Annotated in this window: 19 protein-coding genes and 1 other RNA gene; 7 read left to right on the top strand and 13 right to left on the bottom strand. The window is 57.5% G+C overall.

Annotated features, from left to right (window positions below):
* Positions 1-2 precede the first annotated feature (2 nt).
* On the bottom strand, positions 3-581 hold the full coding sequence (locus V6582_RS14460; RefSeq protein ID WP_156634684.1) for a 5-formyltetrahydrofolate cyclo-ligase: 579 nt from the start codon (positions 579-581) through the stop codon (positions 3-5).
* A gap of 311 nt (positions 582-892) precedes the next feature.
* Between V6582_RS14460 and V6582_RS14465 the strand changes: the two genes are divergently transcribed.
* Entirely contained in the window at positions 893-2,935 is a 2,043-nt protein-coding gene (locus V6582_RS14465; RefSeq protein WP_156634683.1) for a methyl-accepting chemotaxis protein, read from the top strand.
* Between the two features lie 67 nt (positions 2,936-3,002).
* Here V6582_RS14465 and V6582_RS14470 read toward each other — a convergent pair whose 3' ends face one another.
* The 4 genes from V6582_RS14470 to V6582_RS14485 form a co-directional block, all read right to left on the bottom strand.
* Positions 3,003-3,641 (bottom strand): FMN-binding negative transcriptional regulator, encoded by a 639-nt coding sequence (locus tag V6582_RS14470; RefSeq protein ID WP_156634682.1) that lies wholly within the window; start codon positions 3,639-3,641, stop codon positions 3,003-3,005.
* Between the two features lie 123 nt (positions 3,642-3,764).
* A non-coding RNA gene (gene ssrS / locus V6582_RS14475) (6S RNA) lies at positions 3,765-3,922 on the bottom strand.
* A gap of 64 nt (positions 3,923-3,986) precedes the next feature.
* Positions 3,987-4,352 (bottom strand): cell division protein ZapA, encoded by a 366-nt coding sequence (locus tag V6582_RS14480; protein WP_156634681.1) that lies wholly within the window; start codon positions 4,350-4,352, stop codon positions 3,987-3,989.
* A gap of 36 nt (positions 4,353-4,388) precedes the next feature.
* Positions 4,389-4,658 carry a DUF4164 domain-containing protein gene (locus V6582_RS14485; RefSeq protein ID WP_060718229.1) on the bottom strand — a complete coding sequence of 90 codons (270 nt, stop codon included), beginning with the start codon at positions 4,656-4,658 and terminating at the stop codon, positions 4,389-4,391.
* A gap of 431 nt (positions 4,659-5,089) precedes the next feature.
* Between V6582_RS14485 and tkt the strand changes: the two genes are divergently transcribed.
* Entirely contained in the window at positions 5,090-7,066 is a 1,977-nt protein-coding gene (gene tkt, locus V6582_RS14490; RefSeq protein WP_156634680.1) for a transketolase, read from the top strand.
* A 199-nt stretch (positions 7,067-7,265) separates the two neighbouring features.
* On the top strand, positions 7,266-8,273 hold the full coding sequence (gap, locus tag V6582_RS14495) for a type I glyceraldehyde-3-phosphate dehydrogenase (RefSeq protein ID WP_060718227.1): 1,008 nt from the start codon (positions 7,266-7,268) through the stop codon (positions 8,271-8,273).
* Positions 8,274-8,544: 271 nt separating this feature from the next.
* On the opposite strand, the gene V6582_RS14500 is transcribed toward gap, so the two are convergent.
* Together V6582_RS14500 and V6582_RS14505 are read right to left on the bottom strand one after the other, a co-directional pair.
* The gene (locus V6582_RS14500) at positions 8,545-9,228 is read right to left on the bottom strand and encodes a hypothetical protein (protein WP_156634679.1); all 684 of its coding nucleotides are present in this window, start codon (positions 9,226-9,228) and stop codon (positions 8,545-8,547) included.
* Entirely contained in the window at positions 9,188-9,541 is a 354-nt protein-coding gene (locus tag V6582_RS14505; protein ID WP_156634678.1) for a hypothetical protein, read from the bottom strand. Before V6582_RS14505 ends, V6582_RS14500 begins: the two co-directional genes overlap by 41 nt.
* Before the next feature lie 600 nt (positions 9,542-10,141).
* Here V6582_RS14505 and V6582_RS14510 point away from each other — a divergent pair.
* Positions 10,142-10,585, top strand: coding sequence for a protein kinase (locus tag V6582_RS14510; RefSeq protein ID WP_349508880.1), 444 nt, complete (start codon positions 10,142-10,144; stop codon positions 10,583-10,585).
* Positions 10,586-10,843: 258 nt separating this feature from the next.
* Here V6582_RS14510 and V6582_RS14515 read toward each other — a convergent pair whose 3' ends face one another.
* Both V6582_RS14515 and V6582_RS14520 read right to left on the bottom strand, forming a co-directional pair.
* Complete coding sequence (locus tag V6582_RS14515; protein ID WP_156633973.1) at positions 10,844-11,410, bottom strand: hypothetical protein; 567 nt, start codon at positions 11,408-11,410, stop codon at positions 10,844-10,846.
* 3 nt (positions 11,411-11,413) lie between these two features.
* Positions 11,414-12,283, bottom strand: coding sequence for a DUF4747 family protein (locus tag V6582_RS14520; protein WP_156633971.1), 870 nt, complete (start codon positions 12,281-12,283; stop codon positions 11,414-11,416).
* An 866-nt stretch (positions 12,284-13,149) separates the two neighbouring features.
* On the opposite strand from V6582_RS14520, the gene V6582_RS14525 reads away from it, so the two are divergent.
* Entirely contained in the window at positions 13,150-14,961 is a 1,812-nt protein-coding gene (locus tag V6582_RS14525) for a potassium/proton antiporter (protein ID WP_156633969.1), read from the top strand.
* Between the two features lie 177 nt (positions 14,962-15,138).
* A complete protein-coding gene (locus V6582_RS14530; protein WP_156633968.1) occupies positions 15,139-16,011 on the top strand; it encodes an MBL fold metallo-hydrolase in 873 nt (290 codons plus the stop codon).
* Between the two features lie 17 nt (positions 16,012-16,028).
* Here the strand turns inward: V6582_RS14530 and V6582_RS14535 are convergent, their stop codons facing one another.
* Positions 16,029-16,532 carry a pyridoxamine 5'-phosphate oxidase family protein gene (locus V6582_RS14535; RefSeq protein ID WP_156633966.1) on the bottom strand — a complete coding sequence of 168 codons (504 nt, stop codon included), beginning with the start codon at positions 16,530-16,532 and terminating at the stop codon, positions 16,029-16,031.
* Positions 16,533-16,794: 262 nt separating this feature from the next.
* Between V6582_RS14535 and V6582_RS14540 the strand changes: the two genes are divergently transcribed.
* Positions 16,795-17,541, top strand: coding sequence for a YebC/PmpR family DNA-binding transcriptional regulator (locus V6582_RS14540; RefSeq protein WP_070149822.1), 747 nt, complete (start codon positions 16,795-16,797; stop codon positions 17,539-17,541).
* Between the two features lie 98 nt (positions 17,542-17,639).
* Here V6582_RS14540 and glmM read toward each other — a convergent pair whose 3' ends face one another.
* The 3 genes from glmM to tilS all read right to left on the bottom strand — a co-directional run bounded on the left by glmM (position 17,640) and on the right by tilS (position 22,618).
* Entirely contained in the window at positions 17,640-18,992 is a 1,353-nt protein-coding gene (gene glmM / locus V6582_RS14545) for a phosphoglucosamine mutase (protein WP_070166699.1), read from the bottom strand.
* A gap of 269 nt (positions 18,993-19,261) precedes the next feature.
* Complete coding sequence (gene ftsH / locus V6582_RS14550; protein WP_041698195.1) at positions 19,262-21,190, bottom strand: ATP-dependent zinc metalloprotease FtsH; 1,929 nt, start codon at positions 21,188-21,190, stop codon at positions 19,262-19,264.
* Positions 21,191-21,313: 123 nt separating this feature from the next.
* Positions 21,314-22,618 carry a tRNA lysidine(34) synthetase TilS gene (gene tilS, locus V6582_RS14555; protein WP_197434477.1) on the bottom strand — a complete coding sequence of 435 codons (1,305 nt, stop codon included), beginning with the start codon at positions 22,616-22,618 and terminating at the stop codon, positions 21,314-21,316.
* Positions 22,619-22,625: the final 7 nt, after the last annotated feature.

Consider the following 22,625-nt stretch of genomic DNA (forward strand, 5'->3'; position numbering starts at 1 on the left):
AGTCAGGTCTTGAAGTTCTTGTATCCACTTTCCGTCAAAATGGCATGCAAAGCGACGTCATGGGGTTCGAAAGGCACATCTGCCACTTCCTGACAGTCAAATGCAATGCCGATCAGAAGCGGATTAAGGCCTTTCTGATGCAAACGGGCAATCGCCCGATCGTAATGGCCTGCTCCATAGCCGATTCGGTTGCCATGCCGGTCGAAAGCGGCCAGCGGGATCAGCAGGACTTGCGGATCGACCACCTCTGCCTCGCTATCCGGACCGCGGGTGCCAAACCCGGTATCGACCAGCGGCACCTGCATACGCCATTGCCGGAAGCAGATGGTCTGGCGATCAAGAACCACAGGCAGGCAGAGATCGGCGCCGCGCTGGCGCAACATCTCCATCAACGGTTGCGTGTCGACTTCGGAGCGGATCGGCAGGAAGCCGGAAACCATCGTGCCAGGGGCAATCTGGATGGCACCGGCGCCGTGATGGGCAATTGCGGTCGAATGATCGGCGCGAATATGCGCAGGAATTGCGTCCCTGCGGGCAAGGCTTTGTTGGCGCAAATGGTTTTTTGTACTGTCTAAGGGCATCTGTTCTCTCTGTGGTAGCAGTTGTTTAACCATAACCGCTCTTTGTTTTGCAAGAGCAGGTCAGGATGGAACAATTTATTGTTTAGAAACAAGTAATTTAGCACTGTATTTATGTTATTGTATAATCAAATAATTGCACTTTTTTACCCATAGATGCACGCGGCAAGTGTCCCGCATTGGCGCTGTTTCCCTTGGGATGGCACGTAAAGGCCTTGGCGGTTACGGGCAGGAGAAAGGTTTGTGACAATCTTGCCTTAACACTCGTCAAATATTTTGGGCTCAAGGGACCATAAATATTTGAGGGTTTGGCAATGAAATTTCTATCCCGTTTCGGGTTGGTCGGGACGATCACTGTTGTGACGACCTTGATATTGGTTGTATCTCTGGGCGCTGTTGCCTGGACGATTTCGGGTCAGGTTCAAGAGCGTGTGACGCAGCAGGCCATCGATAGCCAGAACAGCAGCCTGCGGGTCGCGGCGACGTTGCTGGAGCGCGATGTGCCTGGCGTCAAGGTCAGCTGGGGCAGGGATGGCAATGTCGAGCGGATTTCGGCACAGACGCTGCCGGCGCAATTTGCCAATCATGACACGATCGATTCGATTGGCCGGATGACGGGGCAGACGGCGACGCTGTTTACTCTGGACGACGCGACCAGGGGTTACATTCGCCGCACAACCAATATCATCAAGCCGGATGGCGAGCGTGCCGTCGGCACGCCGCTCGATTCAACGGGTGCGGTCTATTCGGCAGTGGTCAAGGGTGAAGCTTATCGTGGTCAGGCAGCCATTCTCGGCACTGACTATTATACGATCTATAAGCCGATCATCAATTCCTCCGGTTCTGTCATCGGCATTCTCTATGCCGGTGTGCGTGTTGCCGAAATTGCCGGTATCAGCAATCAGATGGGGCAGGCCGTGGCGATCACGGCGGGTATCGCCTTGTTGGTCTCCCTCCTGTTGATGGTGTTCATCACCCGCAAGACCATGCGCCCAATTCCGGAACTGACAGCGGCGGCGTCCAGTCTTGCCGCTGGCCGGACCGATGTCGAAGTTCCGCATCAGGGCTTGCGCAACGAAATCGGCGCTCTTGCCCGGGCGCTGGAAGTGTTCCGCGAAGACGCGCTCAAGAAGCTGCAACTGGAACAGGACGCAAATGAAACGCGGGCACGCAACGACCGGGAGCGGGCCGAGCGTGAGGCTGAAAAGGATGCGGATGCCGCCAATATCCGAAACTGTGCCGATATGCTGGCGGTTGCCATGAACCGCTTGAGCACCGGCGACCTGACGACGCGGATCGACCAGTCGTTTATTCCTGAACTTGAACCGCTCCGGGTCGATTTCAACAATTCCGTCAACAACCTCAGCCTGGCCTTCGCGCGTTTGCGCAATGAGGCGATGTCGGTCGAGGCCAGCGGCAATGAAATGCGCAGCGCCGCAGGCGCGCTGGCTAGCCGCACCGAGCAGCAGGCAGCCTCTCTGGAAGAGACCTCGGCAGCGCTGGAACAGGTCACCGGCACGGTGCGCAGCGCCGCCGACCGCGCCCAGCAGGCCTCGGCTCTTGCTGCCGACGCCCAGGTCAGCACTGAAGGCTCTTCCCAGGTGGTGGCCGATGCAGTTTCGGCCATGGGCCGGATCGAACAAGCCTCGAGTGAGATTTCCAAGATCATCAATGTGATCGATGAAATTGCCTTCCAGACCAATCTCCTGGCATTGAATGCCGGTGTCGAGGCCGCACGGGCTGGCGAAGCAGGCAAGGGCTTTGCCGTGGTTGCCCAGGAAGTACGCGAACTGGCGCAGCGCTCGGCCAATGCCGCCAAGGATATCAAGCTTCTGATCAGCAAATCCGGCACGGAAGTGGCTGGTGGCGTCAAGCTGGTGCGCGAAACCGGCGATGCGCTCGGCGCGATTTCGCGCCAGGTGTCGATGATCAACGGCTTGATTGCCGAGATTGCCACGTCTTCGCGTGAACAGAGCACCGGCTTGCAGGAGATCAACACCTCCGTCAACCATATGGACCAGTTCACCCAGAAAAATGCGGCCATGGTGGAGGAAACCACCGCCGTGACCCATAAGCTCGCTGAAAGCGCTACCACATTGGTCAGCCTGATTGCCGAGTTCAAGGTGCCGGGTGAGGCCGCATCCTGGGCGCCAAACCATCAGCCAGCCCCTGCGCCACGGGCGCCTGCCGCCAAGCCTTTGGCCGCATCGCGCATCAAACCCGCCCAGCCCACCTCCCGCCCGGTCGGTTCTCCGGCGCGCTCGATGATGGGCAAGCTGGCCAGCGCCTTCACCGGCGGCTCTTCAGCCGCTGCGGCCTCCAGCGCCTCCGGGGGCAACAATTGGGAAGAGTTTTAAGCAGTAGCGGCAGCTTCCATCGTTTCGACAGGATGGAAGCTGCCGCGATATTTCTTTCCCTTTTGACTTAGCTCTTGGCGCGTCGCACCAGCGCGGCCATAGCGTTGGCCTGGGGCGTTTCTTGTCCGTCAAGGCCATCCAGCACGCCTTGCCGGTCGATGTCGGTCCGGTTCTGGCTGGCCTTCAGTTTGCCCTCCAGATGAGAAATCTGCACTTCGATCCCGACGATGCCGCGCATCTGGGCGGTGACGAAATTGTCCGGTGCGTCATCGACAGCCCAGGGGCGAGGACCGGAGGCTTCCATCTGATCAGTCAGCAGGCGGACCTGCGCCAGCAGCCAGGCGGGGTCCTGATGGGCTTTTGCTATGCCTTTGACCTGCACGGCCTGGTAATTCCAGGTCGGCACGACTTTGCCGGTCTCCTGCTTGTTGGGATACCAATTGGGTGAGATGTAATGATCAGAGCCCATGAAGGCGACGAGAACCTCGTCTCCTGCGTCGATGGCCTGCCATTGCGGATTGGCGCGCGCCATATGGGCCAGCAGCCGGTCCGGCTGCGTGTCGTTACCGCGCAACAGGAAGAAGGGCAGGGGGTTGGCGATCAATCCGCCGCTTCCAGAAGTGATCAGCAGGGCAAGCGGCTGTGCCATGATGAACTGGCAAAGCGCTTCGTGGTCGGTATGGCGAAAATGAGGTGGTTGGTACATGGCTGTTTCCGAGAATTACGCAGCAGTACCATGTATTGTGCCGCGCTCGCCGCTTTGAAAGCAAGCCGTTTTGAACGAAACGGTAGCTGCGCCAAACCCGTCTGAAACTGATGGAAGGGAAAAGTGCGGTCCACGCAACCGATGGATTTTTGCGATCCTGGGAGCCTACAAAGTAGGTGGGCGCCGTATGTCTGAACCCACGGGTCCGAACAGGGACAGCTCCCTCAAGATCGGGTATGGCCCCAGGGATTGTGTGTTCCTGTCGAGAGGCGCAGACCGCATAACAGATATAGGCGCATTCCGGTCCTTGCGCCAGTGGTGCTGACGGTTGCAGCCATGTTTATTTCAGTGGTGCTGGTTTTCAGTTGGGCTGGCCGCAGCCTGCGGTTTTTCGGTCAGCTTGCGGGTCAGGCCGTTGAGGCGTTCCGTCAATTCCATGATGGCGGCAAGGATGTCGTCTTCACGGCCGATAGCGCCGGCGGAGTTGGCTTCGGCCACTGATATCCGGCGTTTCAGCTCGGACAATTCGTCCATGACCATGATGCCCGCCATCACGGTAACGCGCAGGTCGCCGATTTCACCGAACTGGCTTTTGAGGTGGCTGACATAACGGTCGAACTGGCTGGCCAGATCGGTCAGGTGGTTTTCCTGCCCTTCCTCGCAGGCCATGCGATAGGCTTTTCCATCGATGGTGACCGTGACTTGTGCCATGTCTGTCGAATGATCCCTGAGTGAGGCGAGGCTGGCCTAACGGTCCAGTACGGCCCTGATGGTTTCCATTGCGGTGACCAGGCGGCGCGAGACTTCGCGATTGACCTCTTCCAGCCGGTTGGCCCGAAATTGCGATTGGTCAAGTTCCTGAGCAAGACGGGCGCGGTCGATATGGACGCGCTTCACCTCCTGCTCCACCTCGCCATTGGCGCGTTGCAGTTCCAGTCGCATGTCTATGGCATTTTCCAGGCCGGAAATGGCCTGTCTCAATGCACCGAGCGCGGCTTCCGCTTTATCCGTCGCCATGTCTCTCTGCCCCGGCTTATGAAGTTTTCAGGCTCTGTTCGAGCCGGAAAGCCTCCAGATGTTCTTGCACGTCTTTGTCGTTTCGGAAAACCGGCCTCATTTTTCCCTGACAAACTCCAAAAGGCAAGCCGAATCGACCCCTTGGCCCCCATAGTTCTCACGCGACATTAGTCATTGCCTGTAGCTGGCGTCAACAAACCCCGGCTTTTCGGTGTGTCATGCTTGTGGACGAGTAGACCCGCCATCGTCCATGGCGCGCATCAATACGAGACAATGATCAATATTAAGGCAAAAACTGAAATAATGCCTTCCACGCAATCACCCGGCCTCAATTTATTGACTTGCCCGTCCTAGATGTTAAGGATCACCCACTTTCTGACGTTCGCCCGAACGGCGTTCGTCCATCGAGACCCGGAACAGGCGGAACAGTCATGATTTCTCCCGAAAAGCACAACCGGATGGCCAATGCGATCCGATTTTTGTCCATGGATGCGGTCGAAAAGGCCAATTCCGGCCATCCTGGCATGCCAATGGGCATGGCCGATGTCGCGACGGTGCTGTTTACCCGCTTTTTGAATTTCGATCCCAAGGCGCCCAAATGGGCCAATCGCGACCGTTTTGTGCTGTCGGCTGGTCATGGATCGATGCTGCTCTATTCGGTCCTTTATCTGACCGGCTACGAAGACATTTCCATTGACGACATCAGGAATTTCCGCCAACTCGGCTCGAAAACGGCGGGTCACCCGGAATATGGCCATCTCTCGGGCATCGAGACGACGACCGGCCCGCTCGGCCAGGGCGTTGCCAATGCCGTCGGCATGGCGATTGCTGAAAAGAAGCTGGCTTCCGAATTCGGCAGCGATCTGATGCATCACCACACCTATGCCATCGTTGGCGATGGCTGCCTGATGGAAGGCATCAGCCAGGAAGCGATTTCGCTGGCTGGCCATCTGAAGCTCAACAAGCTGATCGTCCTCTGGGACGATAACGGCATTTCCATCGACGGCGCGATTTCGCTGGCCGACAGCACCGACCAGCATGGCCGGTTCCGCGCTTCGGGCTGGAACACGATGGCCGTTGACGGTCACGACCCGGAAGCGATTTCGGCTGCACTGTCCGCCGCCCAGCTGTCCGAAAAGCCAACGATGATCGCCTGCAAGACGGTGATCGGTTTTGGTTCTCCCAACAAGGCGGGCACCCATAAGGTGCACGGTTCGCCGCTCGGTGCCGACGAAATCGCTGCCACCCGCAAGGCGCTGGGCTGGGCCGACGAGCCTTTCCACGTGCCTGCCGATGTGCTGGACGCCTGGCGCGAAGCCGGTGCGCGTGGTGCCTCCACACGTGCCGAATGGGAAAAAGTTCTGGAAGGCTCCGATCACAAGGCCGAGTTCACCCGCCGCTTCGCTGGCAAACTGCCAGAAGGATTCGATGCTGCCATCGACGGCTATAAGAAGAAGCTGGCCGAGACCAAGCCGACCCTTGCCACCCGCAAATCCTCCGAGGATGCGCTGGAAGTGATCAATGGCGTGGTGATCGAGACGCTTGGCGGTTCCGCCGACCTGACCGGCTCCAACAATACCAAGACCAGCCAGACTGCGTCGATCACGCCGACCGATTTCTCGGGCCGTTACGTGCATTGGGGCATTCGTGAGCATGGCATGGCGGCGGCGATGAACGGCATCGCCCTGCATGGCGGTCTCATTCCGTATTCCGGCGGCTTCCTGATCTTCTCGGATTATTGCCGTCCGTCGATCCGTCTGGCCTCTCTGATGGGCATTCGCGTCATTCACGTTCTGACCCATGATTCCATCGGTCTTGGCGAAGATGGCCCGACCCACCAGCCGGTCGAGCAGATGGCTGCATTGCGCGCCATCCCCAACCTGATGATGTTCCGCCCGGCCGATGCCACGGAAGTGGCTGAATGCTGGCAGATCGCCTTGACCCATACGGATCGTCCGTCCGGCATTGCGCTGACCCGTCAGAACCTGATTGCGGCCCGCACCGAATATTCGGCGGAAAACCTGTCGGCCAAGGGCGGCTATGAGCTGCTCGGCGCTGACGATGCCAAGGTGTCGATCTTTGCCACCGGTTCGGAAGTCGAGCTGGCGATCCAGGCGCGTGAGGCTCTGGCCGCCAAGGGCATTGCCGCCCGCGTCGTTTCCGTGCCGTGCTTCGAACTGTTCTTTGAGCAGCCAGAGGAATACCGCAACGCGGTGATCGGCACGGCTCCTGTCAAGATCGGCGTTGAAGCGGCGATCCGTCAGGGCTGGGATGAGATCATCGGCTCGCACGGCACCTTTATCGGCATGAAGTCCTTCGGCGCTTCCGGCCCCTACAAGGAATTGTACAAGCATTTCGGCATCACCGTCGAAGCGATTGTCGAAGCGGCTGAAGCCAAGCTTTCCTGAAGAGGCATTAAAAGCGGGTCTGGCGGGCCCGCTTCTCTTCGGGCTTGACTGAACGCCTTGACCCACATGAGTGCCTTTACCCAATGCCTGGGGCTGCCCAAGGCGAGAACCACTTGGCCATCGTCGCGCCGTTCCAGACCATCACCGCTCCGGGGGCGACCCAGCAGCCCGGAGCCATCCGACAAGCGGGAGTTATGCAATGACTGTGAAAGTTGCCATTAACGGCTTTGGCCGTATCGGCCGCAATGTGCTGCGCGGTATCATCGAATCCGGTCGGACCGACATTGAGGTCGTGGCCATCAACGATCTTGGCCCGGTCGAAACCAATGCGCATCTGCTGCGCTATGACAGCGTCCATGGCCGTTTCCCCTCGACCGTCAAGGTCGAAGGCGACAGCATCATCATCGACGGTCGCGCGCCGATCAAGGTGACCGCGGTTCGCGATCCCAAGGATCTGCCCTGGAGCAATGTTGATATCGCGCTGGAATGCACCGGCATTTTCACCGCCAAGGAAAAGGCATCGCTCCACCTGGCCAATGGCTCGAAGCGCGTGCTGGTCTCGGCGCCTGCTGACGGTGCCGACAAGACCATCGTTTACGGCGTCAACCACAACACGCTGACCAAGGACGACCTGGTCGTTTCCAACGCCTCCTGCACCACCAATTGCCTGGCGCCGGTTGCCTACGTGCTGCAAAAGCTCGTCGGTATCGAAAGCGGCTACATGACTACCATCCATTCCTACACCGGCGACCAGCCGACGCTGGATACGATGCACAAGGACCTGCACCGCGCCCGCGCTGCTGCGCTGTCGATGATCCCGACCTCGACCGGTGCCGCCAAGGCCGTTGGCCTGGTTCTGCCGGAACTGAAGGGCAAGCTGGACGGTTCGGCCATCCGCGTGCCCACCCCGAACGTCTCGGTTGTTGACCTTAAGTTCATCCCCGGTCGCACGGTCACCAAGGAAGAAATCAACGCCGCCATCAAGGCTGCGTCGGAAGGCGAGTTGAAGGGCATTCTCGGCTATACCGAAGAGCCGCTGGTTTCGATCGACTTCAACCACGACAGCCATTCCTCGACCTTCTCCGGCGACCAGACCAAGGTTATGGACGGCGGCAAGCTGGTGCGCATCCTGTCCTGGTACGACAACGAATGGGGCTTCTCCAACCGTATGGCCGACACCGCCGTCGCCATGGGCAAGCTCATCTAAGCAGCCAGAATTACCGCTGGCGGGCTGCAAATGGCGCTGTCTGTGCTTACCTAGGCTCACGTACGTTAAGTACGCTCCGCTCCGGTTCTCGACATCACCATTTTCGCCACGCCATCGGCAATTCTAAAGCTGACCTCGCAGTTACTTAACGACATAAGAGAAGCGGATCGGGAAACCGGTCCGCTTTTTTGTTTGGTTGGGGCAGGCGCGAACCGTCGGAAGTCGGTATAACTGCCACCATGTTTTTCGACCCCGTCCGTCGTCTGTGAGTTCAGCGCTTCGGCAAGCAGGGCGGTCGCGGCCTGTGCTGCATGAAGTCGAGTGCCTCGAGGGCAAGTTCGCAGGCATTTTCCATGTAACTCGTGCCGAAATCCGTCGGATTGACCTCTTCGAACATATCTTCTTTGAAGGCATCCCTCTTGGTCTCGATTCGGAGCCGGGCGCGCTCGTAGATTTCTGGTGTCATGAAGAGGGATGCGGCTGCAACGGAAAGCTCGTTCGGCATAACGAGAAATATTCCGGCGAGATCAAACACGTCTCGGCTTTTGAAGGTCGTGCCTCGATAATAGATCTTCTTTGCGATCACTTCACATGGGCGTTCGCGATCGATAATGCGTCCGTTGAAACTGAATTCTGTCGTTGAATCGTCGACAAGTGAGGAGGCGGTCAGGAAGTCGATCTCACCGACCCCGGTGAGGATCAGCTTGAGGTAGTGGCCGGGATACTGGTAGTTGGTCTTCTGCCTCGCGGCATCCCAGCAGATATCCCTGGTCACGGGGTTATTGACGGGAACAAGTTGCTTGACGATGCGAGCGGAGTCCATGAATGCGTCGATGTCGTAACTGATCCGGTGTTCGAGATCGATCGCTAGGGAAGTTCCATCGCCGAATGTCCAATATGGCGACAGCTCGTTTTCAGCAGTGACGGAGTCGACCGCCTGAAGCGTCAGTTCCATGAGCTTTTGCCACTGAGATGGCAGCCATTTCCCGTATCCATCGCGCATTTTCGTAGTCCTCGTCGACATCCCAGAAGGAGATGGCCTTTGCAAGATCATCAAACGTGACCGAGCCTTCGACAACCATGTCCATCAGGATTTCGACTCCGACCTCACGAAAAAAGGCGCGCACATGCGGTCTCCACTGTCGCTCCGTAAAACGGAGACGAAGGCAGGCCAGAAGTGTGTCCGAGTCGATGTGAAGCGGAAGCGGCGCGTTGACCGTGGTCAATGCTTGCCAGATTGCTTCACTTTTCACCCTATGATTATTCATGAAGACTTATCTACCAGAGAAAGAGGAAACTCTCAAGCAAGCAAGCTGTTTGGGTCTTCCGAAGCCCTCTACAGGCGATACAAAGCGAGCGGCCAACTCCACGCCGATCTCCCCCCTTGAGGGGGAGATGCCTGGCAAGGCAGAGGGGGGTGAACCTAACGGCACAACCTTTCCATTGTAGCCATACCGAATGCAGCCATTTTCAGACATATATTCAACACGCTAACCCTCCACCATTCTTCCTGATGATTTCAACGGAAGTCCGTCAAAATCCGCTTCCCCTCTCCACCCGTTATACGCTAAACCAGTTGCGGGACCAGTTGTAACGTGCCGGTCCTGGAGTGTCGAAACTCCTCCAACAACGGCCCGTGTCGGTCGTTAAATGACACCCCTCAGCCATAGGTTTGTGGCTGAGGCGGTGGACTATGTCTATACGGTCCACTCTCCATCCTTCTATGGTCGGGGAGGTCTTGGTGCATGTCCAGAGCTTCGGCTTAAAGACCAAGGCAGTCGTTTGTTGGCGGCTTTCGAACTCCCCGATCGCCAGAGGGCAAAATCCTCCGGTGATCGCTTGGCTCACAAGTGCGGGAGGAATGGACGATGGCCGATTATAATGTCTGGGCCGATATTTTCGATACATGGCAATCCATGGCCGATTGGGTGAAGGCGATAGCCATCGTCATGCCGCCGGTTTTCGCAATGGGCGTGCTGGCCCTGCTGCTACGCTACCGGCTGGCGCTGCGGCGAGACCTGCCACGCCCGGTCACCTTCGATCTGCTGGAACCCCAGCCGGATGACCCGCCTGCCAGCATCGACATCACCATCCTCGAAGCCGCCACCGACCTTCAACACCGCCTGGAAGAAGCCCGCCGCAGGCTGATGCCACCGGGCGAACCGGCGCGCAGCAGCCAGGAAACCCGCCAAAAAATCGAGCAGATCATCCTGGAAGAATACCACCGCAAATCCGACCCGGCTGATGCGCTGGCTAGGGTGCGGCGGTTTTTGAGCGAGCAGGGGGGTGGAGAGCGGGAGGCGGGGGATTGAGGCGTTGGGATGGGTCTGCGGCATCGTGCGTTTTATCGGATGCTATCGTGCTCGACACAAAGGTTTTCGGAGTCGTTATCATCGGCTTGATGACGCCTTCCTCCCTGTGAGGAGAAGAGGAAATGTCAATTGTCTCCAGAATTAGGTAGCAAATGCCAACAGTGCCGATTTGGGAGAAGGAAGGGGAAGACCGTTTTTCTGGCATGCCGATTAATTGAGGTAAAATAGTCGCGCCACCGCCAGTTTGACCGCATCAAGCTACTGCTTGTCTTCCATCGGATCACGGATCAGCGCGAGGCGATAGACTGCAAGGGCAGCCGCTACGGTCAACAGCACCGAGTAAACCAGAAGAAAAAAGCCAATGAACGAACCGCATCGGAATATCCATATACCGATCTGCTCAAGCGGAGGATAATATGGCTTGAGAAGCTTCACCAAGTCCACTAGCCATGAACCTTGAAATAGGAACGCCCACATCAATGCGATGACTTGGACAAAGATGAAGTGAAAAAATGTCGCGTTGATAGACTCAAGATAGCTCACGCCATGGGGAGCCTTTATCTGCCGTAACGCGCCTTTCAGGCGGCTGCCAATGATACTGAAGAGTATGGCATAGGTGCCTAAGCTGAACCCCAACAAGTCTGGAATTAGGCTTTCGACCTTCTCGATCCAATTTGGCTCCGGCTTCAGCCAGTTTGTATAACTCAATCCGGTGACAATGATTGCGACGCCGAAAAATGGAGACGCTATTACTCCACGCACACCTCCGTATGCGTGGAAGTAGCGCGAGAGCCACTTAATCAGCGTTTTCCATTGACCTGTCATAAGCTATTCCACAATCGGTGGAGAGGGCGGCAGGAGCGCGAGAAACGCATTGCGCTCGCTGGTTACGTCTGGATCAAATTTGTTATGTAGTTCTTCTGGAAACTGCTCGCTGTTCATCTTTACAGCACCTTTTTCATCTCGACCGACGACCTTCACTGAGCCATTATCAAGCGCGACTTTACTGATTTTTTTAATGTCATCGTCTGGATCAATCGAGCCGCCTGCATCAGCTTTGTAGGTAACAGTGATTTCCCGACTACGGGTTTGAGCAAGATGATCCTCGATGTTTTTTTCGAAATCATCGTCAAAAATGTCTGTGTTAGGCTTTAGAATTGTTATCGAAATTTCCTTAATCCGCTCAATGCTGAACATCTTGTCGAGGGTTGCCCGGTCCTGAACTACGGATATTTGAGCCTCCCCAAACTCTCCTATGATTTCCAAGTCGCGCGCTAAATTCTTGAAGAAGTTGAGTGCCGAGAGCGGAGTTATGGACTTTCCTTCTGAATATGTTTGGAAATACAACCGGTGAGACTTCGCAAAAAATTTGAAGTAAAAGGAGGACGGGTTCCAATGCAGATCGACTGGAATGGAGATCGCTGATACCTCATCCTCAGTGGCCTCTTTCAACTCTGAAGAATTGAACCATTGGCCATCTTTATCAAACTTAACGAATGTAGTGATGATGCCCGAAAGAACCTTGTCGTCAGATTTTGAACGATCTAGCGATGATAACATTCCGTATCTGTCACCATAAACTTGGGTGATGAGGCGTTTTCGATATATCTTGTCGAGCCATGAAACATAAATGTCCGGACTATGTGGGTGAAGTCTAATATTCAGCGAAGAGGCCGAAATTTTAATCTGACGCGCCATTTATTACCCCGTATTAACTGTCCCCTGAGTACTGCAATAGATTTTGCAACCATAGGTAAATTAGTCAAGGGGCTAATACGGACGAACCGTAAGAATCTGTTTCACTCCTATGTGTTCTTTGTATGTTCTTTTTTGTATGATTGTCAATGATGCTCGATGCCTTGCATCTGAAAGATTAACGGATAGACACGCCCGCCACTTCACATGGCTCTGGGGTGCCGTGCTGAGGTTGTTGCTCCCCAAATCAGCGTGCCTCCTCTCCTTTGGCGGTGAACGACTTCTCAAGCGTAGCAGAGGCCAGGTTGAGGGTAGCCGAACACACCGGGCTAAACTGTTGTCCATTGCAGTCGCTCCCGCACAGTACAAACCGCAAAGATTTTTATGCGTGGCTTACCCCCCCTCTGCCTTGCCAGGCATCTCCCCCTCAAGGAGGGAGATCGGCAAGGAGTTGGCTTGCCATGTCGCATTTACGCTTCGAAGATATCGGAAATCGCAACTTATCCGTTGAAACGGCCGGTTACGTCTGTCCGATCTCCCTCCTTGAGGGGGAGATGTCCGGCAGGACAGAGGGGGGTATGCGGCAAACAAAAACGCTTGTGTCGTGTACCGTAGCCACGCCCGCCATTTTCCCCGGTATCGCCATAATTCGTTTTGTAATTTCGCCCCAGTCTGATCAATAGTATTGCTGAGGAAATTCAAGGCGATTCTGCCGCCATTGCCTCCAGCTCCGTCTGTCTCGACCTTCTGGCCTTTGGCATCAGAGGTCTGCCGTTCGGCGCCATGGTGCGCAGGCCGTTGCTGGTGGAGCGATGTCTTTGGGCTGAGTATCGTGCCAGGCGGGGGCGAGGGCCAGAAAGGGCGAAGGATTGGAACATTTCTACATCGTCACGCTGGTTCTGACGGCGCTGATCCTGTTTGCGGCTTTTTCCAGCCTGATCGCCTTTCGCTTTGGCGCGCCGCTGCTGCTGTTGTTTCTGGTGATCGGGCTGATGGCCGGGGTCGATGGTCTCGGCATTCATTTCGACAATCATTCCGTTGCCTATACCATCGGCTCGCTGGCGCTGGCCGTTATCCTGTTTGATTCCGGCTATACAACCTCGTTGCAATCCTTCCGCCAAGCGGCAGCGCCGTCGATCATGCTGGCGACAGTCGGGGTTTTGTTGACGGCTGGCCTGTTCGGTCTGCTGGCCACCTGGCTGTTGAAACTGTCGCTGCTGGAAGGAATGCTGCTTGGCTCCATCGTCGCCTCCACCGATGCGGCGGCGGTGTTCTTCCTGTTGCGCATTGGCGGCATCAATATCCGCGACAAGGTGCGCTCCTCGCTGGAAGTGGAATCCGGCACCAATGATCCGATGGCGATCTTTCTCACCCTGGCGCTGGTGCAGATGGTGTCCACCGGCAAGGATCACACCGGTCTCGACTGGAGCCTGCTGCGGATGTTCGTCGAGCAGATGGGCATGGGCCTGGCGCTCGGGCTGATCGGCGGGGCGATGATGGCAATGATCGTCAAGAAAATCCCGATTGATCGCGGCCTGTTGCCGATCATCGTGCTGGCCATGTCGATGGTGATCTTTTCCTATACCGGCGCCATCGGCGGCAGCGGCTTTCTGGCCGTCTATGTCGCGGGCATCTATGCCGGTAACCGCAAGATCCCCGGCAGCGCTTCCATTGCCCGCTTCCAGGAGGGCATGACCTGGCTGGCGCAGATCATCATGTTCTTGGTGCTCGGGCTCCTGGCCACGCCCTCGCATTTCATCAAGATCCTGTTTCCGGCGGTGGTTCTGGGCCTGTTTCTGGTGTTTATCGCCCGGCCCGCAGCGGTCTGGCTGTGTCTCATTCCTTTCGATTATACCCATCAGGAAAAGCGGTTCATTTCCTGGGTCGGCTTGCGCGGCGCGGTCTCCATCCTGCTCGGCATTCTGCCGATCCTCGGTGATCTCAAGGGTGGCGAAGTCTATTTCAACACCGCCTTCATCGTGGTAATGATTTCGCTGCTGCTTCAGGGCTGGACCATCAAGCCGATGGCCAAGCGGCTCGGCCTGATCATCCCGCCGCGCATCGGCGCTATCGACAAGGTGGAACTGGATCTGCCGGGCGCCGCCCATCACGAACTGCTGTCCTACCGCGTCGTGGCGGGCAGCCCGGTGCTCAGCGGCGCGCGCATTCCGCGCTGGGCCATGCCATCGCTGGTGATCCGCGATGGCAAGTCGATGCGGTTTCAATATGCGGGGCGGCTCCGGGAAAACGATCAGGTCTATCTGTTCATCGCGCCGGGTTACTCGCGGCTGCTCGACCGGTTGTTTGCCAGCAAGGCGCCTGTCGATGAGGACGATAGCGAGTTTTTCGGCACCTTCACCATTTCACCCTCGCGTCCCGCCGCCGAACTGGATGCGGCCTATGGACCCGGGCTTTTGAACGAGGCCGACCGGCAAAAAACTGTTGGCGAACTGATGGAAGCGCGCCTGGGCGGCAAGGCCGAATATGCCGACCGGGTCCGTCTCGGTCATATCATCCTGATTGTCCGAGACATCGGCGAAACCGGCCATATTTCCTCCGTCGGCGTCTCCATGGAAGCTGTCGCGCCAACCGACAACGCGCCCGCCTTCCTCAGCCTGACCGGCACGGCCCATTGGCTGGCGGGCCTCCGCCACAAATTGCGCGCTTCCGAGCAGAAGTGACGATCTCCTAACATCTCTCCGAACCGTCACAGTCTGTTCAAGAATTGCAGACGGCCAGCGGCGATTATTGGATGGACTGTCAGATTTTCGCGGAAGTAGCATCGAGTGCTTTGACGCGGCGCATTCTTCGGTTACCTTTGCAGGCATGATGCAACGCTGGCAGGAGCTGAGGCGGGCATGATGACGCGAATGCTGGTGATGTTCGGTATTCTCAGCCTTCTTCCGGGCTTTGCCCTGGCGGAGGACAAAAGCTCTGCGGCCCGCCCTCCCGTCAGCCGTCCTCCTGTAAGCCAATGTCAGTTGGTGGCCAACCAGCTTCCCGGGGCTCGATTTTCTCCCGTTGAATATGCCAGCGCTGGCACGGATAAGGGGCCGCTGCGCCTTGCGGCCCTGGCGGAAAACGTCACCATCACCTTTCTCGGCCATTCCACCTTTGAGATCGAAACGCCGCAGGGCCTGACAATCGATACCGACTACAGCGGTTATTTGCGCTCCGCGCGGACACCGGATGTGGTGACGATGAACAAGGCCCATTCCAGCCATTATACGCTGTCGCCCGACCCCGGCATTGCTCAGGTTCTGCATGGCTGGAACGATGCGCAACCGGGGGAGCCGGTTCACCATAACCTTGTGGTGGGCGATGCCTATATCCGCAACGTGGCCACCGATATCCGCAGCTGGGGCGGAGATTTCGAACCGAACGGCAATTCGATTTTCATTTTCGAGGTCGCCGGGCTGTGTATTGGCCATCTCGGCCATCTGCATCATGAATTGACGGACAAACAGTTCGCCGCGATTGGCCGGTTGGATGTGGTGATGGTACCAGTCGATGGCGGTTTGACGCTGGGCAGCGACAGCATGAGCCGGATGGTCAAGCGGCTGCGCTCGGCATTGATCCTGCCCATGCACCGGCGCGGGCCTATCGTGAATGACTTTGTTGGAATGTTCGGACCAGGTTTTGATGTCAGGATTGCTGAGACCAATGCCGTGACAGTGTCTATGCGCAGCCTGCCGAAAAAGCCGCTGATCCTGGTGCTCAGCGGCTTCTAAGCGGCAAATAATATCCGTTAGGCAAAGGTCAGATGGTGGTGCTGCCCCACATCCGGTATTTTTTCGCCGTCAATGTTGGCCTTGGCGATTTCCCAGCCGAATTTCAGCGGATTTCCGGTCGAGGCCCAGACTTCGGCATCGTCGATATGCAGGGCGAGCATGGTCAGATCAGGGTCTTTCTTGCCGTTGTGATACCAGGCCTCGACCACCGAGCTCCAATATTCATCGATCTTGCCCGGATCGCGGCGCACATCGATAACGCCGGACAGGCTGGCGTGGTAATCGTGGTTTTTGCCGACCACGCAGAAATGCGCCCGGCTGCCGGGGCGGATATTCTGGACAAAATCTGAATCGGTCCGGGTGAAAAACCACACTGTATTGGTTTTCGGATCCCCGTAAGGCGCCATCGGCTGCATATGCGTGGTGGAGCCTTCCAGGCCTAGCATGCCGGCATGAATGGCTTCGATTTCCTCCCAAAGCTGGCGGGCGGGCTCTTCGCGGGCTTCCGTGAGATTGACCATTGGCTTTCCTCTCTTCTTGCTGGTGTTCTTCAGCAGGGCAACGGAAGGAAAGCCTTATTGTTCCAGGGCAGAAGGGCTCTTCGCACCTTCGCCCCCCTTGAATGGCAAGCCACAGGGCCTTATAAGGGCGCCAATTCGCGGCTGCATGGGCATGCGAGCCCAATCCGGTTCCTGATCATGCAGCAGAGAGAGCGTTAAAGCGCGCCTGACGGATCACGACAGATGCCGCAGGATGCCACAAATCAGATGTCGCAGGGGTGCCATGGCCGGCCATTCACAGTTTAAAAACATCATGCATCGCAAGGGCAAGCAGGATTCCGTGCGATCGAAAATGTTCTCCAAGCTTGCCCGTGAAATCACGGTGGCGGCCAAGGCTGGCTTGCCCGATCCGACCATGAATGCGCGCCTGCGCCTGGCCATCCAGAATGCCAAGGCGCAATCGATGCCGAAGGACAATATCGAGCGCGCCATCAAGAAGGCGTCGGGTGCCGATGGCGAGAACTATGACGAAGTGCGCTACGAAGGCTACGGCCCCGGCGGCGTCGCCGTCATTGTCGAAGCCCTGACCGATAACCGCAACCGTACGGCTTCCAATGTCCGCTCGACCTTTTCCAAGGCCGGTGGGGCGCTGGGCGAAACCGGCTCGGTTTCCTTCTCCTTCGATAAGGTTGGCGAAATCGTCTACAAGGCCAGCGTCGGCGATGCCGATGCGGTGATGGAAGCTGCCATCGAAGCCGGTGCGGAAGACGTGATCAGTGACGAAGACGGCCACACGATCATCTGCGGTTTCGAAGACATGAACGAAGTCTCCAAGGCGCTGGAAGCAACGCTGGGCGAGGCCGAATCCGTCAAGGCCGTCTGGAAGCCGCAAAACACCGTGCCTGTCGATGAGGATAAGGCGCAGTCGCTGATGAAGCTGATCGAGACGTTGGAAGACGACGATGACGTGCAGAACGTCTATTCGAATTTCGAGGTTTCTGAAGAGGTGATGGCAAGGCTTTCCGCTTGATGCGATCCATGCCGCGCTATTGAAAGCGTAGCAAAGAACGTAATGCAAAAAGCCCGGCTATGGATTAGCCGGGCTTTTTCAGTTGTAAAGATGAGGTTTTATGCCGCTTCGCGGCTATTGGCGATCACGCCGATCAGGTCGTTGACGATGCGCTCGATCTGGCTGCGGTCGTCGCCTTCGGCCATGACACGGATCAGCGGTTCGGTGCCGGACGGGCGGATGACCAGACGGCCATTGCGGGCCAGTTCGCTTTCGGCATCGGCAATGGCCTGACGCACAAAACTGTCTTCCAGCGGCTTGCCGCCGGAAATGCGGACATTGCGCAGCAATTGCGGCACGGGATCGAAACGGTGGCAAATCTGGCTGACTGTCTTGCCGGTGCGCTTCACTGCCGCCAGGATTTGCAGGGCGGCAACCAGACCGTCGCCGGTCGTGCCGAAATCCGACAGCACGATATGGCCCGATTGCTCGCCACCTATATTATAGTGGTTCTGGCGCATATGCTCGACCACATGGCGGTCGCCAACCTTGGTGCGGGCCAGTGTCAGGCCCTTGCCACCCAGAAAGCGCTCCAGACCGAGATTGGACATCACGGTGGCGACAATGCCGCCGCCTTTCAGGGTCTGGTCATTGGCCCAGCTTTCGGCAATCACCGCCATCAACTGATCGCCATCGACGATGGCGCCGGTTTCATCGATGATGATCACCCGGTCTGCATCGCCATCAAGCGCGATGCCGATATCGGCGCGCACCTCATGGACTTTCTTTTGCAACGCAGCGGTATGGGTGGAGCCGCATTCGAGATTGATATTGAGACCGTTCGGTTCGTTGCCGATCGTCACCACTTCAGCGCCCAATTCCCAAAGGGCAGTGGGCGCGACCTTATAGGCGGCGCCGTTGGCGCAATCGATGGCGATCCGCAACCCGCTCAGCGTGACATCGCGCGGCAATGTGCGCTTTACGAATTCGATATAGCGGTAGATGTCGCCATCGACGCGCTTGGCTCGGCCGATATCCTCGGCTCTGGCCAAGGGGAGGGGTGCTTCCTGGTTCAGCAGGGCTTCGATTTCAGCTTCCAGCTCATCGGAAAGCTTGTAACCATCAGGGCCGAACAATTTAATGCCATTATCGGCAAAGGGATTATGCGAGGCCGAGACCATGACGCCAATATCGGCGCGCAGCGAGCGGGTCAGCATGGCCACAGCCGGCGTCGGGATCGGGCCGAGCAAAAACACATCCAGGCCCGCGGCGGTAAAGCCAGCCACCAGCGCCGTTTCCAGCATATAACCGGAGAGGCGGGTATCCTTGCCAATCACCACGCGGTGACGATGCTGGCCGCGCCGGAGGATAGTACCGACGGCAATGCCGACCTTCATGGCGAGATCCGGCGTCATGGGAAAGACATTCGACTGTCCGCGAATACCATCGGTTCCGAAATAACGTCGTGTCATGATGTCTCCTGAGGTCCAAAGCTTTTTCGCCGTCTTTAGCTCGCGAAATGCTCTTTTCTTTGTTTTTACCTATCGCATTTACCGGCAATGCCTATGTGCGCAGGCCGTCCGCCGTTCTTTCATCGCTCATCGCATGTTTTAACGGCGCATTCACTTAAATTACCGTCAACATTGATTATAACCCGTTACCACATAAAAAAACCGCCCGTTCAAAGGGCGGCTTTTCATTCTGTGACCAATATCAAGGTCTTTTTACGAGACTTGGCGGATCAATGCGCCTGGGGTTCCAGTCCGGCTTCCGGTTCGCCACCCTTGGGTGCGTCCTTTTTACCGGTAGAGGGAACCGCAGAGCTGCGGGTTGGGCCATCTTCGCCACTATCGCGGGTTGGCTTTTCGCCACGGATCAGCGCCTTGATTTCTTCACCCGACAGGGTTTCATATTCCAGCAGGCCTTCGGCCAGAATAACGAACGCATCATGCTTCTCGGTGATAATCCGACGAGCCTCGGTATAGGCTTCGTCAATCAGGCGGCGCACTTCGGTGTCGATCTTCTGAGCGGTTGATTCCGAGACATTCTTGCTCTGCGAGACGGAATGACCGAGGAACACTTCCTGCTGGTTTTCACCATAGGCAACCTGACCGAGAATATCGGAAAAGCCCCATTGGGTTACCATCGCACGGGCAAGCTTGGTGGCCTGCTCGATGTCTGACGAGGCGCCAGAGGTGATGTTTTCCTTGCCGAAGGTGATTTCTTCGGCAACACGGCCACCCATCATGATCACCAGACGCGACACCATCCACTTGTAGCTCATGGAGTAGCGGTCGCCTTCCGGCAATTGCATGACCATGCCCAGGGCGCGGCCACGCGGAATGATGGTTGCCTTGTGCAGCGGGTCGGCGACCGGCACGTTCAACGCGGTGATGGCATGGCCAGCCTCATGATAGGCGGTCAGCTTCTTTTCGGCTTCGGTCATGGCGGAGGAGCGGCGTTCCGCACCCATCATGATCTTGTCCTTGGCGTCTTCGAATTCGGCCATGGTGACGACGCGCTTGTTGCGACGTGCTGCCATCAGAGCGGCTTCGTTGACGAGGTTCATCAGATCCGCACCGGAGAAACCGGGCGTGCCACGGGCCAAAACCTTGAGATCGACATTCGGAGCCAGCGGCACGTTGCGGGCATGAACCTTGAGAATGCGCTCGCGGCCAATGATATCGGGGTTCGGCACGACGACCTGGCGGTCAAAACGGCCTGGACGCAGCAGGGCTGGATCGAGAACGTCGGGACGGTTGGTGGCGGCAATCAGGATAATGCCCTCATTGGCCTCAAAGCCGTCCATTTCGACCAGAAGCTGGTTCAGCGTCTGTTCGCGCTCGTCATTACCACCGCCGAGACCTGCACCACGATGGCGACCGACAGCGTCGATTTCATCGATGAAGATGATGCAGGGTGCATTCTTCTTCGCCTGCTCGAACATGTCACGGACGCGGCTTGCTCCGACGCCGACGAACATTTCAACGAAGTCCGAACCGGAAATCGTGAAGAACGGCACATTGGCCTCGCCTGCGACCGAACGGGCCAGCAGAGTTTTACCGGTACCGGGAGGACCGACCAGCAGCACGCCGCGCGGAATTTTACCGCCCAGACGCTGGAATTTCTGCGGATCGCGCAGGAATTCAACGATTTCCTCGAGATCCTGCTTGGCTTCGTCCACGCCAGCCACGTCTTCAAAGGTAACGCGGCCATGCGCCTCGGTCAAAAGCTTGGCCTTGGACTTGCCAAAGCCCATCGCACCGCGCGAACCGCCCTGCATCTGACGCATGAAAAACAGCCAGACGCCGAGAATGAGCAGCATGGGCAGCAAGGTGCCGAGATAGCTGAGGAAGCCGGAAGACCCGTCGGATTCGGGACGAGCAACGATCATCACATTCTTGGTTTGCAGTTTTTCAAGCAGATTGTCATCCACGACCGGGGCATAGGTCTGGAAGGCCGCGCCGTTTTCGCCATAGCTGCCAATGATGCGGTTGCCGGTGACGGTAACGTCGCGAACGCGGCCCGAATCAACTTCACGCAAGAATTGCGAATAGGGAATCTCGCGGGAACTTGTTTGCGACGGAGACGTCTGGAACATGCTGAACAGCGCGACCAATAGCAAAGCTATGATCGCCCACAGCGCGAGATTTCTAAAATTTGGGTTCATCGAACTCCCCAGAAAAAATGTTCGGCGCATGAAAACGCCGTATCGTCGGACAGTAACATAGGTTTCCTGAAGCGCCTTGCCAAGGCAAAGCGCGGCCCCGACTTCGTTTTCCGTCAATAAGATTTAAAAACAGGGTGATAAAAAGCCTGGCGCGTCGAAAAGACCCGCTAAAGCCACGGCGAGCGGCCAGTCGAACCCCGGGAGAAACCCCTGGTAGGGGGCAATCACAGGCATGGCGTGCAGGTTTGGACCGATCCCGGGAAGAGATTGACGCGCCAGCGCCACCAATGAAACGGGCAGGGGCGAGGTGGGCAGGGAGGAGGTGGGCAGGGAGGGAGACTTCTGATCTGTTTCGGTTCCGCCCGGCCGCACCGGGCTTTCTGCACTGCCGATATTACTGATGTGCCAGCGACCGTCCCACAGCACGGTCTCACCGGGCTTCACACTATCATGCGGCAGATTGCGTCCTTCACGCACCAGATAAATGCCATGGCGATGACGATGCGCAAGACAACGACCGAGTGTCAGCCTGGCGCCAGGCGGCTGTTCGCAAAGGGCGATAAGCTGCACGAGGGCGCTCTGCCCCGGCCCATGCGGTTGGCCTCCCACGGTTGCAATCAGCGCCTGCAAAGCATGGCGCAGGATTGCTTGGGGCGCCTCAAACAGGGCGTTACCGAGATCAACAAGCCCCGGCAAGGGCATGGTGGCATGGGTGGAGACCAAAGTGGCGGCTTGTTGCGACAGAGACAGACGCTCATTCTGCGGCAGGCCGATCTGCGTTGCCGTTGTGAGCTGGGCGCGGATACGGGCGCGCTCATAAACTGGATTGTCATTGCTGGGATCATCGATCCAGCCATGCCCACTGTCCAGCAAGAACGCCCGAATTGCCTGCCGCCGCGAGCGCAGAAGCGGTCGGGTGATCCAGATGGAATTTTCAAACAGCACGGAGCAGGCCATGCCCGCCAGGCCGGGCGCTTCAGGGTTTCGGCTGCGTTCGGCGCGCATGGCGATGGTCTCGATCTGATCGTCGGCGGTATGGCCGGTCAGAATGGCGGCAGCGCCGATCTCCTTGGCGATCTCGGCGAGCAGCCGGTAGCGGGCGGCCCGGGCGGCGGCGGAAATCCCGGTTTTTGGCTTTTCGCCTGCCCAACGGCGGATCGCATGGGGAATGCCGAGCCTTGCGCAGAGCCCTGCAACTGTTTCGGCTTCTGCGGCGGAGCCATCGCGAAGACCGTGATCGATGGTGGCGGCGTAAAGGCTGATTGGCTTTGCTGGCATGGCTTGCAGCTGTTCATGCAGCGCAAGCAGCAGGCCAGTCGAATCGCTGCCGCCGGAAATCGCCACCAGAAGGCGCAAGGGGTGGTTTATTCTGTGGAGGAAAGCGGCAATGGCGGCTTCAGGAGGGATGGCGGATAGAGTGTCCGTCATCAATTCG

The sequence above is a fragment of the Agrobacterium vitis genome (genome assembly GCF_037039395.1).
Taxonomy (GTDB): domain Bacteria; phylum Pseudomonadota; class Alphaproteobacteria; order Rhizobiales; family Rhizobiaceae; genus Allorhizobium; species Allorhizobium vitis_E.